Below are 13,525 nucleotides of genomic sequence, written 5' to 3' on the forward strand. Positions count from 1 at the left end.
GATGATAAGACAGTTCCCCGCCTGCGGGAAGATGGCTGTCAACAATTATTGACAGTATGGCGGAAAATCAGGCGCTTTGCCGTAAACACGGCGAGTAAAGCACAAAGGGACAAGGTCAAATGTGATTTTTGCAGCGGCGGTTGAGTGACATATCCCTCTCAGTAAAGAGAGGGATAAATGGCAAACGAAACGTTAAGCCGGTTTCTTATTGAGGGTGTCTTTCAACTGCCCGATAAGTTCGCGGCGGAAATCGCCAAGCTTCGGCTTGTCGTTATCGATCCACGGCAGCGGACGGCACACTTCCATCGCTTTAATGCCCAGACGCGCGGTCAGCAGGCCAGCGCCTATTCCCTGCGCCGCACGGGCGGAAAGACGCGCGGCCAAATCCTGCGACATCCAGTCCATACCGACTTCGCGCACCAGTTCGCTGGCTCCAGCGAAGGCAATATTTAACAGCACCAGGCGGAACAGGCGCAAGCGGCTGTAATAACCTAATTCAATGCCATACAGCATGGCGATGCGGTTGATCAGGCGTAAGTTACGCCAGGCGATAAACGCCATATCCACCAGCGCCAGCGGGCTGACAGCAATCATCAGCGTTGATTCTGCCGCCGAGCGGCTGATTTCGCGCCGCGCCTGGGCGTCCAGTACCGGCTGCACGATATGGGAATACAACGTGACCACTTCCCGGTCGTTCTGCGTTTCGTGAATGGCCGCGTACCAACGCTGGAGTGCCGGGTGCGATTTGTCGATTCCGGCCTGCGCTGCAAGCTGTTCGCAGAACGCCCGCCCTTTGCCGGTGCCGTGACTGTGCAGCAGGTCACGCGCTTCATCACGCTCTTCCGCCCGCTGTCGCAAGCGCCACAGGCGCCGCCATTCGGTCACCACGGACCCCACGCCTGCACCAATAATCAACGCCCCTGCAGCATATCCACCGAGCGCCACCCAGTCCTGGGTTTGCCAGGCGTACATCGTCGACTGCACGCCCTGCGCCACCACGCTAATACCGAAAATACCTAACCCTGCGGTCACCATCCGTCGCCACAGGCTGCGTTTCGGGCGCAGCGCCGCTTCGACCACGGCCTCGGCCTGCCCTTCGTCCTCTAACGGATCGTCAATCACCGTCGGGGCAAAGTTGTCGGCCTGATTCTGTTCAAAGGTTTGAGCCCCACGCAGGTGCTCCGTTTTGTCCGCTTCCAGCGGCCCGGCGAAATCGATACGCGGTTTTAACGGTTCGCTCATCGCAATTTATCTCCAATTAAAAACTCCAGGGCTGCATCAAGGCGAATGTGCGGCAGCGGTTTATCGACGTCCATGGTCTGTGGGCGAAACGCCTCAAACTGGAAGCCCTGCTGTTCCCAGAACGCCTGCCCCGGCAAACGGGCGGGCACTTCGCCCGGATACACCGTCAGCGGTTCGCCGTCGCTCAGGCGGTTACCGCGCAGCGCGGGAATTTTCTCGCCATTGACGTCAATCAGTCCGCTTTGCGTAGCCTGCACTGACGCGAGCCCCAGACAATCCATGCTGATACCTTCAAAGGCCGCGTTCTGCCACGCATCCTGAATCAGCTGTTGCAGCAGGGAAACCATGTTCGCATGCTGATCGACGGTGACGTGGTCGGCTTTAGTTGCGGCAAACAGCAGTTTGTCGATGACCGGGGAAAACAGGCGGCGGAACAGCGTGCGCTGCCCATAATGGAAGCTTTGCATCAATTGCGTCAGCGCCAGACGCATGTCGTTGAACGCCTGCGGCCCGCTGTTCAGCGGCTGCAAACAATCGACCAGTACTATCTGGCGGTCAAAACGCAGGAAATGATTTTTATAGAAGTCTTTAACGACGTGTTCGCAGTAATAGTCAAAACGCGCCCGCAGCATCCCGGCGTTGGTATGTTTGTCAGCCTGCGCCAGTTTGGCCTCACCTGTGGCATCCACGTCCGGCCACGGGAAGAACTGTAAGGCCGGTGCGCCCGCCATTTCGCCCGGCAGCACAAAACGACCAGGCTGAATGAAGTGCAAACCTTCCTGTTTGCAGGCGTGCAGGTAGTCGGTCCACGCCTGGCTGATTTCCGCCAGACGGTTTTCGTCTGCCGGTGCCAGCGGGTCTAGCCCTTCGCAAAGCTGACGCCAGCGGGCAGACCACTCAGCTCGCTGCCCGCTCAGCAGGCCGGTCATCTGTCGCGACCAGCTCAGGTAGTCCTGCGCCAGCATCGGCAAATCCAGCAGCCATTCGCCCGGATAATCGACGATTTCCAGGTACAGCGTGGAGGTGTCTTTGAAGTGGCGAAGCAAGGAATCGTTAGAACGAAAACGCAGGGCCAGGCGAATCTCGCTCACGCCACGCGTCGGTGTCGGCCACGTCGGTGGCGTGCCGTACAGCTGCGCCAGGCCTTCGTCGTAGGTAAAACGGGGGATCCCGTAGTCGCGCTGCGGCACGCGCTTCACGCCGAGCAACCGCTCCTCACGTACCGCACTCAGCAGCGGTAAACGCGCGCCTGCGTGCAGATTCAGCAGTTGATTCACCATCGCGGTGATAAACGCGGTTTTGCCGCTACGGCTAAGCCCGGTCACCGCCAGGCGCAGATGTCGGTCCACACCGCGATTGAGCAGCGCATTAAATTCGGTTTTGAGTCGCTTCATCGCCATCCCGCTTTGTCCGATTCTTGCTTATCCTTCAGGATACATGACATGAGGTCCATGAAGATAATTATCAACCGCACTTCGCTGTATTTCAGGCTTTTTCTCCAGTAAGATGCATCTGATTGACTCTACGATGGAGCTCGACAGGTGTATGTCACCGACCATATATGATATTGCCAGGGTTGCTGGTGTCTCAAAATCTACCGTCTCTCGCGTGCTGAATAATCAAACCAATATTTCGCCAGAGGCGCTGGAAAAAGTGCAGAAAGCGATTAAGGATCTTAATTATCAGCCGAATAAGCTTGCCCGGGCGCTAACGTCTTCTGGGTTTGACGCTATTATGGTCATTTCTACTCGCTCAACGAAAACCACGGCAGGCAATCCTTTCTTTGCTGAAGTGCTTCACGCCATTACTTCCCGGGCGGAGGAAGAAGGCTTTGATGTGATATTACAAACATCACGTAGCACCGAAGATGACCTGCTTAAATGCGAAAGCAAAATTCGGCAAAAGATGATCAAAGGGATCATTATGCTGAGCTCCCCGGCCGATGAATCCTTTTTCTCGCGCGTCGATGCGTATCAAATTCCGGTGGTGGTGATTGGTAAAGTTGAAGGGGATTATCAGCACGTCTATTCCGTCGACACCGATAATTATCAGGACAGTATTGCATTGACCCATGCACTTATTTCTCGTGGGCATAAAAATATCGCCTGCCTGCATGCCCCGCTGGATTATCACGTTTCCGTTGACCGCCTGGCGGGATATAAAGAGTGCCTCAGCCAGCACCATATTCCACTGCGTGAAGAATGGGTCATCGATAGCGGTTATACCCATGAAACCGCGCTGGTCGCGGCGAAGTCGTTGCTGGCAATGGAACCGCGTCCGGATGCCGTTTTCGCCACCGACAGCATGAAGCTGTTAAGCCTGTACCGGGCCGCATTTGAAGCAGGCATTCAAATACCGCAACAGCTTGCCGTGGTTGGCTACAGTAACGAAACGCTGTCGTTCATTTTGTCTCCCGCACCAGGCGGAATTGATGTGCCTACCTACGAGCTGGGTCTAAAAAGCTGCGATCAGCTTTTCAAATGCCTCGCCGGTAAACCAGGTCCACGACGGGTTATCGTTTCCACCCATATTTCGCTGACCGACTCACTGGCCTAACGCCGGAGGTTTGCCCTCCGGCCACAGGGCGTTAAAACGCGTAGTTGATGCCGACACCCGCATAATGGAAGCGATCGTCGTCGCCCTCATCGTGGTGTTCCCACTCGTAGGCGTATTCAAGAGAAACCGAAACACCGTTATCGAAGTCGTGGGCGTATTGTAAGCCCAGCCGGTTGAAGTCATGGCCTTCGCGAGTCGGATCGTCCTGCCAGTCCCAGTTTGTCCAACGGTCAAGACCGAGACGGGTATACGGCGTCAGCGTGGTGGAACCAAAAGAGATGGGGAGATATGCACGAATTTCCTGGGTTGAAAACTCACCGTTGTTCCGGCTCTTATCAAGGTTAAACCCGCGCTCCAGATAATAATTCGTCAGCAACGAGACCGTCTCTGTCAGCTTCCATGTAAACCCGGTTTCGGTTTCTACCCGGCTATCGGAATACCCCGTTTGCTGAAGATCATTCACGAACTGATAAGCCGCCAGCCAACCGTTGAAATGCACGTCATCCGTCAGGCGTAAATTCCAGTCTGGCTGAAACTTATAACGCTGCATATTAGCGGTTCCCGCCTCTTTATTATGTTCATCTTTAAAGTGATAGCCATAATTACGAATACCGCCAGTCAGACCGAGAGTAAAGTCATCGTTATCCAGCACCTGATAACGAATTTCCAGTTCAGGCCGATTAAAATAGGTCCCGCGCGTGCCGGAACTGTAATCGACCGGGCCTTCCTGATACATCGCTAGCGATATTTTCCATGGTCCTGTTGAGGCATTAAACCATACCGACGGCTCGTATAACCCGTCCATATCATCGGCTTGCCCTTCAATGTTCTCGATTTCATACATCGCGCCAATATTAAATTTCCAGCCATCATTATTTTCTGCATAAGCTGTGAGAGTACACGCACCCAATAGCAGTGCTGCACACCGAGGTAGTGTGTTCATAATATTCATCCTGAAAATTAACAACGTAGAGATAATGGGAGGAATGACATCCTCCCAGGTTTTTAATTTCTGTTATTCGCGGATGGCTCGCTCACTTTCAATATCAAAGAAATGACTTTTCGCCATATCGAATGACAACATAATATTATCGCCTGCGAAATAATCATTGGTCGACGGCGCGCGAACCACCAGTTCATGCCCACCAATGGTGATATACAACATAAATTCCGCGCCGGTTAATTCCGCCACGCTAATCCGCGCCTCTACCGGGATAGTCGACTCCGCGCCGGTGACGATATCTTCCGGGCGAATGCCCAACACAATCGCTTTACGCTGATAGCCCGCCGCGTTGAGCACCGCCATCTTGTCCGGAGGGATCGGCAAGCGCAGGGTTTCGGTGACAAAATCATTCCCGTCGATGGCGCCGCGGATAAAATTCATCGCCGGAGAGCCAATAAACCCGGCGACAAACATGTTTGCGGGCTGGTTGTAGACCTGCTTCGGCGCCCCAACCTGCTGCACGATACCGTCTTTCATAATCACTATCCGTGTCGCCATGGTCATGGCTTCGGTCTGATCGTGCGTGACGTAAATCATGGTGGTGTTGAGTTTTTGATGCAGCTTGCAGATTTCAGCTCGCATCTGTACGCGCAGCTTGGCATCGAGGTTCGACAGCGGTTCATCCATCAAAAACACCCCCGCTTCACGCACAATTGCCCGCCCGAGCGCCACGCGCTGGCGCTGACCGCCGGACAACGCGCTCGGTTTGCGCTTCAGATACTCACGCAAACCCAAGATCTGGGCCGCCCAGCTGACACGTTCTTCAATGACCTCCGGCGCAATTTTTTGCATCTTGAGACCAAAGGCCATGTTGTCGTACACCGTCATGTGCGGATAGAGCGCGTAATTCTGGAAAACCATCGCGATATTGCGTGACTTCGCCGGAACATCGTTCATGCGTACGCCGTCGATCATTAACTCGCCATGGCTGATCGCCTCCAGCCCGGCAATCATTCTCAGGGTGGTTGATTTACCGCAGCCGGACGGCCCGACCAGAACGATGAACTCTTTGTCTTCAATGTCGAGATTGAAATCCTTCACCACGTGCACGTGGTTGTCATAAATTTTCTGAATATGTTGCAGTGATAATTGAGCCATGGGTTTATTCCTTTACAGGTGCAGAGGCTGGATGGAGGCGTTGCCAGTACGCATCCAACCGATGCCAGTTCAGTTCCCGTGTGGACGGTAATAACAGCCCCGCCCCCATCAAATCTTCGCCAATCCCGATTGATGCCATGCCGCTGGCGTTAATCGCCTGGATCCCGGCCAGGGAATCCTCTATCCCGATAGCGTGGCGCGCTGCCACACCTAATCCCCGGCAGGCCAGCAGGAAAATTTCCGGGTCGGGTTTGGAATGCACGATACGCGAGGCATCTGCGCAATAGTCAAAGAGATGCGAAATTCCCAGCGCATTCAGAATAACCGGAGCATTGAGCGACACCGAGGCCAGCCCGATGCGTATTCCTCTGCCACGTAGCGCCTGCAAAAGCGCAGTAATGCCTGGCAAAATCGACTCAGGGGTGAGCGACGCCAGCGTGGCGACGTAACGGTTGTTTTTACGCGCGCACAGCTCCTCGCAATCGGCGGGGGAAAAGTGCGCCGCTTTACCGCCGTGTTGCAAAATACGCTGCAACGACGCCATTCGGCTGATGCCCTTCAGCTGCTCGTTGAATGTTTCGTCAATGCTGATCCCAATTTCCTGCGCCACATCGCGCCAGGCGACGTAATGCAGATGCGCCGTGTCGGTCACGACCCCATCAAGATCGAAGATAACGGCATCCAGTTTCATCCGGCCTTCTCCATGGTAGCGGTCCCAACTTGAGTGCTAAAAAAATCAGACTGCTGATAGCGCTGCTGCCCATTCAGGCAAATTTCGCGGCCCCACAGCCAAAGATGAATTTCTGCGCTGGTGTTCAGGGTGACCGCTTCCGGCGTGATATCCAGGGTCAGGCTCGCGCCCTGCCAGCGAACCGGCACGCATAACCGCTGCCATTGCGCCGGGAGTGCCGGGGCCAGATGCAGTTCGCCATTGCAAATACTTAGCCCGCCAAAGCCTTGAACGGCCCCCAGCCAGATAGCCCCCGTCGCGGCGGCATGAATCCCGTCGTCGCTGCTGTGCGGCTCGTCGCCCAAATCGATTTCCGTCCCGTCTCGCCACTGGCGATATCCTTCCTCTACGCGGCCGCAGCGCGCGCTGACGATGCCGTGAATGGCTTTACTGAGCGAGGAATCGTGGATGGTTCGTGGCTCGTAGTACGCCAGATTCGCCAGGCATTCGGCATCAGAAAAACGATCCGGTAGCATGTAATTCAACATCACCACATCGGCCTGTTTAAGGATTTGCATCTCGTTGACTTCCGCCCGCGAGTAGTCGAGCAAAATGGTCTGCTTCCCGGCGTGGGCTTTATATTTGCTGAGATTAATGGTTGGCTTTTGCATGAACGTGTCGTCCTGCGCCAGCACGCCCTGTGCATCAGCGTCAGGTAGCCACAGACGTTGCAGAAAATCGGCGGCTCTGGCGGAAAACACAGGCTGAAGTTTGCCAAACTGCGGTACCAAATGCAGCGCCTGTGACACGTTGTGCCAGGCCATATAGTTGGTGAAAGCGTTGTTATTGACGTGCTCGGTGTATTCATCCGGACCGATAACATCGTGCAACTCCAGCCGCCCGTTGGCCTCCACCGCTCTGCTCATCCAGAACATCGCCGTTTCGGTCAATAAGCTGACCCCTTCGGTGCGCATGAACGCCTCATCATGGGTCGCGTGCCAGTAGTTCACCACCGCCCAGGCGATATCCGCGACCAGGTGATGTTCCGCCTGCGCGGAGGCGATTTTCTGCCGCAGGCCGGTGCGGATATTGATGGCGGCAAATTCCGGCGTTTCTTCCTCGCCGCTGCGCGCGCTCTCCCACGGGAACAGCGCCCCATGCCAGCCATTGCGTCGGGCTTTTTCCCGGGCGCCGGGCAGATTCAGGTAACGGTAGCGCAATAACGACCGCGCAGTAGATGGCTCGGTCAGCAGATGATAAGGGAGTAAAAAGACTTCGGTATCCCAGAACACATGCCCTTTGTAGCCTTCCCCCGTCAGCCCTTTGGCCGCAATACTGCTGCGGTCGTCATGCAGTGGCGTCATGGCCGCCAGATGATAATGGGCAAAATCGAGGGCGACCTGATCGGCCGCGATGCCGGAGTCTACGATAACCCGACGCGCCTGCCAGCCTTTCAGCCACTCCGCTCGCGAAGCGGCCAGTAGCGCGTCGTAGCCCTGCGCAGTACACGACTGCAAATCATTCAGACAGTGTCGGCTAAAGCTCTCCAGCGATAAGATTTCACGCCCGCGCTGCACTATCCAGCTGATTTTCTCGAGCGTGACGCTCTCGCCCGCCTTCAGGCACAGCGTACTGTTTTGCATCAGGCGGCGATTCTTCGCCGCAAAGCAGCTTTCCGCGTCTTTGGTCAACTGAATGCTACTGGTGATCACCACTTCAGCATCCGCCGACTGTGTCGCCCACGCGCCCTGCAACACCTGCTGACCAAAGACCCGCAGCGAAAGCTCATCCAGATGCTGACGACCACTGTTGGTTTGCGTCCCATCAATGCCGGTGGAAAATTCGAGGTTTACCTCTTTGTCCAGCGCGGTCACGGTGAATTGCATCGCCAACAGCGGCAACTCTGCCATTGAGGTGAAACGGCGGCTGGCAATGCGCACACGTGCGCCCGATGGAGAGCGCCAGATTAAATCCCTCCGCAGTTCGCCGTCGCTGAAATCCAGCTCGCGGTTCCAGCTTTCGGTCTCGCCGCTCAGTAGCGTAAAGGGTGCCCCGTTCACCTCAAGCTGAATGCCGACCACGTCAGGCAGATTAATCAGTTCATTCGTTTCGCCACGTCCGGCACAGTGATACAGCCCGGCGAGATACAGGCCGCGCACCTGCTGGGTGTAGTCCTCTTCATGGCTTGCGCGCACGCCCATATAACCGTTCGCGCAGGTCATCAGCGATGCGTATTTATTCAGGCTGTGCGGGCTGAAAGCCGGATCATTCAACGTAGAAATATTCAGCATATTGTCACCCATTTGCCTTTTTCCGCAGACTCATACAACGCCGCGACCAGTTGCTGAATAATGAAGCCCTGTTCACCGTCGGCAATCGTGACCGGCTCGCCCTGCACATGGCGTACGAACGCATCCATACTGCGAAAATGGCGATTGTCGTCGGCCTGATCGCGCTGGTATAGCGTGTTCAGTTCGCCATTCACATCGTTATAAACATGCGCCGGGAACAGCGTGGCACCGGCTTTATCCCCGCAAAAGGTGACGTTCATCCGTGACTGCTCGGTGATGTTAAGCACAAAGGAAGTCTCGATCCGCAGCAGGCCACCATTTTCAAACTCAATGGTACCAAACAGAGCATCTTCAACGGTGTACTGCGTCGGGTCCCATTCGCCAAACTGACCGCTGCTTTTCACGGTGCCGAGCTTCTCGAAGCTGTGGGCCATGACGCGTCGCACCGCGGGAAAACCCAGCACATACATTGCGGCGTCCAGCATATGAATGCCGATATCGATCAACGGCCCACCGCCCTGCATGGCTTTATTGGTAAATACACCCCAGCCTGGAACGCCGCTGCGTCGCAAGGCGGTGGCGGTGGTGAAATACACTTCGCCCAATGCCCCTACCTGCACTTGCTCGCGTAAAAGCTGGGCGTCGAGGGAGAAGCGATGATGGAAATCATACGCCAGCACTTTGCCCTGTTGACGCGCCATAGCGCGCATCTGGTTAGCCTGCTGCGGCGTCATAGCCGGAGGCTTTTCACACATCACGTGACAGCCCGCTTCCAGAGCGGCTAAAACATGCTCAAAATGAAAACGGTTAGGCGAGCAGACGCTCACAACGTCAGGCTGTACTTCCTGCAACATCAGGCGTACGTCGTCATAGCTGCCTGCAATCTCAAATTTCGCCGCAAACGCCTGCGCTTGTTCCAGGCGGCTATCACAGACAGCCACCATCTGGAGGTCACACCGCGTGGCGTAGTATGTAGCATGGACTTTGTCCGCCACCTGCCCCGCGCCGATGATGGCGACGCGCAACGGGACGACAGCTGTAGCATTGTTCACGCGATGTCCTCTTAGCACTCACGCAGGTAAACGAGGGAATCCTGATACGCTTTTGCCAGGTCGGCGGCACGCACGCGGCATTCATACACGACAAACCCGGAATAATTATCTGCTCGCAATTGGTCAAACAGCGCGGCGAAATTCAGGCTGCCGCTACCCGGCTGATAACGGTGGTTATCTGCGATATGAACATGGCCGAGCAGATCGCGGTTCGCGTGCAGTGCACCCGCAATATCGTCCTCTTCAATGTTCATGTGATAGAAATCGCCAATAATTTGCGTGTGTTTGAGTTGATTGTCGCTGATATAGCCACGGGCATCCGCCAGGGTGTTGATCATGTGATCCTGATAGCGGTTCAGCGGTTCAAGCAGAACTGTCGTCCCGGTACGGCCTGCGACCTCGTCCAGGAAACGCAGCGAATCGCTGACCGCTTTGCGATCGCCATCGAGGCTGCGCGGCGAGGTCATCGGCGGCAAACGGAAGGTGAACATTCCCCATGCAGCAGGAACCACGATGCCTTTACCGCCCACTTCCGCCAGCGCTTCGAGAATGCGAGCGATTTGCTGTAATCCGTTGAGTCGACGCTCTTCGATAAAATCACCGATCCAGCCATCATAGCCACCACAGGCGGTGGTCACCGGCAGCCCGGTTTCTTTGATGGCCGCTTTTACTTCGTCCAGATTATTCACCAACAAACGACCGTCGATTTCGTAGCCGTCAAAGCCCATCGCTTTGATGTAACGAAATTTCTCCAGAATATTTTCCGGGAAGAAGGCCTGATTCTGCGTTGCGATTTTCATGATGTTGCTTTCCTTGCGCTTAAAAAGTGACGCCCATTTTGATACTCAGCTCAGGCTGTTTATCGACGAATTTCATGTAGCTCTCCGGACTCTCGCTGAACGGCACCACCGGGTCGATCAGGTCGTCACAGTTCAGATAACCGTTCATCAGCAATTCCCAGCAGGTTTCCTCGATACGCTTACGACTCCAGCGCGGGTAGTCCGGGTTAGGTTCGCTGCACGCGCGGGAGAAGACGATTTTTGCGTTGTTGAAATGCGCTTCACGCCCGAGGTTGAAACCTTCGGCAAACGGTTTGGCAAACGCGACGTAGGAAATGGTGCCGCCGTAGGCCAGGCCTCGCAGGGCGGATTGCAACGCATCCGCGTAACCGCTGGTCTCGATGATGATGTCGGCGCCTTGCTTACCGGTCAGTTTTTTGATTTCCAGCCCAACGTCGGTGCCGAACGGGTTGAGACACACATCGGCCCCGTGGCGACGCGCTATCTCACAGCGATGGCCAATTGGGTCGATGCCAATCACGACCGATGCCCCCGCTTTTTTCGCCAACTGCACCGCAATTTGACCAATCGCGCCCAGGCCAATCACCACCACATAGTCGCCTACGCGCACGTTGGCATCGCGCACGCCGCTCATCGCGAACTGCGCCGGGTCATAGCAGACGGCGTTTTTCCACGATGCACCGGCGGGCATTTTGCGCAGTTTGTAGTTATTGACTGCGTTAACGATGACGGTTTCTGCCAGAGGGCCGTAGCAGCAAACGCTGTCGCCTTCGCGATAGTCTGTCACGTCCGCACCACACTGAATGATATCGCCGACCACCATGTTGCCGAGCTGGAATTTGCCGAACTCAATGCCGCGCGGCGCGTTGGCGTCACGGGCGGTAAAAAGCTGCCATTCGGCGTCAAACTGCTCATCAATAAAAGGGCTCGCCGCACGAAAATCAACCACTTCGGTGCCGTGTTTTGGCGCGCCGTAACGCACACGAATTTTCACTTCATTTACCGCTACCGGTGCGTCCTGATACTCCACCAGCGCTGCGATGCGTGGGGCTGTTGCCACTAATTTTTTCATCACTTATTCCTTGTCAAACTGACTGCCTCAGCCTTTAACGCCGCCGGCGGTCAAACCACTCTTAATAAAGCGCTCGGAAAGCGCGTACATGATGATGACGGGCAGCGCGGTCACCAGCGATGCGGCCATCATTCGTCCCCAGATATAATCCGGCGTACTAAACAGCGTGTTCAGCCCCACTGGCAGCGTGAAGTTCTCTGCGCTGGAGAGGAAAATCGAGGCAAACAGATAGTCGTTCCACGCCACCATGAAACAGTACACAAACACCGATATCAGGCCCGACATCGCCAGCGGCACCGTGATACGGAAGATGATTTGCAGCCGGTTCAGCCCGTCCATCATCGCCGCTTCCTCGATTTCATCCGGGATGGTGTCGAAGTAGCTTTTCAGCATGAAAATGGCGGTCGGCAGCGTTTGCGTCACCATGGTGAGAATCAGCGCCAGCTCGGTGTCATAAATGCCCAGCGCGGTGATGATTTTGAACAACGGCACCACCAGCAAAATGCCGGAGAACATGTAGACGGTGTAAAAACTGGCGTTGATGGTTTCCCGTCCACGAAAGCGCAGTTTCGACAGCGCCCACGCACCGAGCGTGCCGAGGAACAGTGAGATGGCCGAAGAGACAATCGACACTACCAGGCTGTTACGGAAATAGCTGACGAACGGGAAAATCAGCGGATTAAAAATGTCGACGTAGTGCTCGAAGGTCCATTGCTGCGGCAGCAGCGTTGGATGCAGCGAGATAGCCTCCTTCGCGCTCTTGAACGAGGTCATCAGCATCACAAAGAACGGAAACAGCGTGAAGCCGAGGAACAGCGCCAGCCCGACGTAAAACAGCGCGGAACACCTAAGACGTTGTTTATTTGTTGCCATTGAAATTCACCCGTTTTCTGGTCAGCAGAATCACTGCGAAAATGATCACAAACAGCACCACGGAAATTGCCGCTGCCTTGCCCAAATCGTTAAAGGCAAACGCCGTCTTATACAGATAGACGCCAAGAATATTGACCTTGGTGGTCAGCAGATAGACATCGGCGAACATGTAGAACATCCAGATGGTGCGCAGCGTCACCACCGTCGCCAGCACCGGCATGATCGCCGGCAGCGTGACGATGCGAAAACGCTGCCACCCGTTCGCGCCGTCCATTTCCGCCGCTTCGTACAGCGATTTATCAATGGTCTGCAAAATGGCCAGAAATGAAATAAAGGCGTAAGGGAAATAGCGCCAAATGGCGAACAGCACTACCAGCACAAAGCTGCTGTTCGGATTGTCGAACCACAGTGGCGCCTGCTTATACAGCCCCAGCACATCGACACCGAGATAGTTCACGATCCCGTAGCCGTTGTTGAACATGTATTTCCACGCAAATACCAGTGAGATTGACGGTGTTACGTAGGACAACAGCACCAGCGAGCGCGCCGTTTTGCGCAGACGAAATTCGCGGTTGAAAAATATCGCCACCGCCAGCCCCAATCCGGTACTGCCCAGCACCACCAGCGCGGTATACCAGAAGGTCATCCACAATGAGTGCCAGAAACCCGGGTCGCTGAGAATGCGCGTGTAGTTATCCAGCCCGACGAAGGTCGACGCGATGCGTGGGTTCAACGGCAGGTGTTGAAAACTGATTTCGATATTGGAGACCATCGGCCATGCCACCAGCCCAGCCAGCAGCAACAGGCTGGGACCGAGCAGCATCATGGCAAACGGTAAGTCGGAGCGGCCCGACATCAACTTCTTCAT

General features: G+C 55.4%; 11 protein-coding genes and 1 pseudogene. 1 reads left to right on the top strand and 11 read right to left on the bottom strand.

Translation table 11 applies throughout. The features are described 5' to 3' along the window. Nucleotides 1-192: 192 nt before the first annotated feature. Both MUU51_RS07590 and MUU51_RS07595 read right to left on the bottom strand, forming a co-directional pair. Nucleotides 193-1,242 carry a YcjF family protein gene (locus MUU51_RS07590; protein WP_159774610.1) on the bottom strand — a complete coding sequence of 350 codons (1,050 nt, stop codon included), beginning with the start codon at nt 1,240-1,242 and terminating at the stop codon, nt 193-195. Beyond that, nucleotides 1,239-2,636, bottom strand: coding sequence for a YcjX family GTP-binding protein (locus MUU51_RS07595; RefSeq protein WP_258967515.1), 1,398 nt, complete (start codon nt 2,634-2,636; stop codon nt 1,239-1,241). The genes MUU51_RS07590 and MUU51_RS07595 overlap by 4 nt, the downstream gene beginning before the upstream one ends. Nucleotides 2,637-2,787: 151 nt before the next feature. On the opposite strand from MUU51_RS07595, the gene MUU51_RS07600 reads away from it, so the two are divergent. After that, the gene (locus tag MUU51_RS07600; protein ID WP_159465364.1) at nt 2,788-3,798 is read left to right on the top strand and encodes a LacI family DNA-binding transcriptional regulator; all 1,011 of its coding nucleotides are present in this window, start codon (nt 2,788-2,790) and stop codon (nt 3,796-3,798) included. Between the two features lie 31 nt (nt 3,799-3,829). Here the strand turns inward: MUU51_RS07600 and MUU51_RS07605 are convergent, their stop codons facing one another. The 9 genes and pseudogenes from MUU51_RS07605 to MUU51_RS07645 form a co-directional block, all read right to left on the bottom strand. Next, nucleotides 3,830-4,741, bottom strand: coding sequence for an OmpG family monomeric porin (locus MUU51_RS07605; protein WP_159774606.1), 912 nt, complete (start codon nt 4,739-4,741; stop codon nt 3,830-3,832). Nucleotides 4,742-4,813: 72 nt separating this feature from the next. After that, nucleotides 4,814-5,899, bottom strand: a complete 1,086-nt coding sequence (locus tag MUU51_RS07610; RefSeq protein ID WP_159774604.1) for an ABC transporter ATP-binding protein — start codon at nt 5,897-5,899, stop codon at nt 4,814-4,816. Nucleotides 5,900-6,029: 130 nt separating this feature from the next. After that, nucleotides 6,030-6,590: pseudogene (gene pgmB, locus MUU51_RS07615) on the bottom strand (beta-phosphoglucomutase); the annotation flags it as partial. Then, the gene (locus tag MUU51_RS07620) at nt 6,587-8,860 is read right to left on the bottom strand and encodes a glycoside hydrolase family 65 protein (RefSeq protein WP_258967544.1); all 2,274 of its coding nucleotides are present in this window, start codon (nt 8,858-8,860) and stop codon (nt 6,587-6,589) included. The pseudogene pgmB and the gene MUU51_RS07620, both read right to left, overlap by 4 nt. Next, nucleotides 8,854-9,912 (bottom strand): D-glucoside 3-dehydrogenase, encoded by a 1,059-nt coding sequence (ycjS, locus tag MUU51_RS07625; RefSeq protein WP_258967516.1) that lies wholly within the window; start codon nt 9,910-9,912, stop codon nt 8,854-8,856. Before ycjS ends, MUU51_RS07620 begins: the two co-directional genes overlap by 7 nt. Before the next feature lie 11 nt (nt 9,913-9,923). Then, entirely contained in the window at nt 9,924-10,712 is a 789-nt protein-coding gene (gene ycjR / locus MUU51_RS07630) for a 3-dehydro-D-guloside 4-epimerase (RefSeq protein ID WP_159774598.1), read from the bottom strand. Between the two features lie 19 nt (nt 10,713-10,731). Then, nucleotides 10,732-11,784, bottom strand: a complete 1,053-nt coding sequence (gene ycjQ / locus MUU51_RS07635) for a D-guloside 3-dehydrogenase (protein ID WP_159774596.1) — start codon at nt 11,782-11,784, stop codon at nt 10,732-10,734. Nucleotides 11,785-11,811: 27 nt separating this feature from the next. Beyond that, nucleotides 11,812-12,657, bottom strand: a complete 846-nt coding sequence (locus tag MUU51_RS07640) for a carbohydrate ABC transporter permease (RefSeq protein WP_258967517.1) — start codon at nt 12,655-12,657, stop codon at nt 11,812-11,814. Beyond that, nucleotides 12,644-13,525, bottom strand: a complete 882-nt coding sequence (locus tag MUU51_RS07645) for a carbohydrate ABC transporter permease (protein WP_258967545.1) — start codon at nt 13,523-13,525, stop codon at nt 12,644-12,646. The genes MUU51_RS07640 and MUU51_RS07645 overlap by 14 nt, the downstream gene beginning before the upstream one ends.

The organism is Scandinavium manionii (assembly GCF_024764775.1).
GTDB classification, from domain to species: Bacteria; Pseudomonadota; Gammaproteobacteria; order Enterobacterales; family Enterobacteriaceae; genus Scandinavium; species Scandinavium manionii.

What these genes read in the sequence shown, in the direction of transcription:
- ycjQ (WP_159774596.1), bottom strand. Translation starts at nt 11,784, where the DNA reads ATGAAAAAATTAGTGGCAACAGCCCCACGCATCGCAGCGCTGGTGGAG.
- MUU51_RS07610 (WP_159774604.1), bottom strand. Translation starts at nt 5,899, where the DNA reads ATGGCTCAATTATCACTGCAACATATTCAGAAAATTTATGACAACCAC.
- MUU51_RS07645 (WP_258967545.1), bottom strand. Translation starts at nt 13,525, where the DNA reads ATGAAGAAGTTGATGTCGGGCCGCTCCGACTTACCGTTTGCCATGATG.
- MUU51_RS07590 (WP_159774610.1), bottom strand. Translation starts at nt 1,242, where the DNA reads ATGAGCGAACCGTTAAAACCGCGTATCGATTTCGCCGGGCCGCTGGAA.
- MUU51_RS07640 (WP_258967517.1), bottom strand. Translation starts at nt 12,657, where the DNA reads ATGGCAACAAATAAACAACGTCTTAGGTGTTCCGCGCTGTTTTACGTC.
- MUU51_RS07595 (WP_258967515.1), bottom strand. Translation starts at nt 2,636, where the DNA reads ATGAAGCGACTCAAAACCGAATTTAATGCGCTGCTCAATCGCGGTGTG.
- MUU51_RS07605 (WP_159774606.1), bottom strand. Translation starts at nt 4,741, where the DNA reads ATGAACACACTACCTCGGTGTGCAGCACTGCTATTGGGTGCGTGTACT.
- MUU51_RS07600 (WP_159465364.1), top strand. Translation starts at nt 2,788, where the DNA reads ATGTCACCGACCATATATGATATTGCCAGGGTTGCTGGTGTCTCAAAA.
- MUU51_RS07620 (WP_258967544.1), bottom strand. Translation starts at nt 8,860, where the DNA reads ATGCTGAATATTTCTACGTTGAATGATCCGGCTTTCAGCCCGCACAGC.
- ycjR (WP_159774598.1), bottom strand. Translation starts at nt 10,712, where the DNA reads ATGAAAATCGCAACGCAGAATCAGGCCTTCTTCCCGGAAAATATTCTG.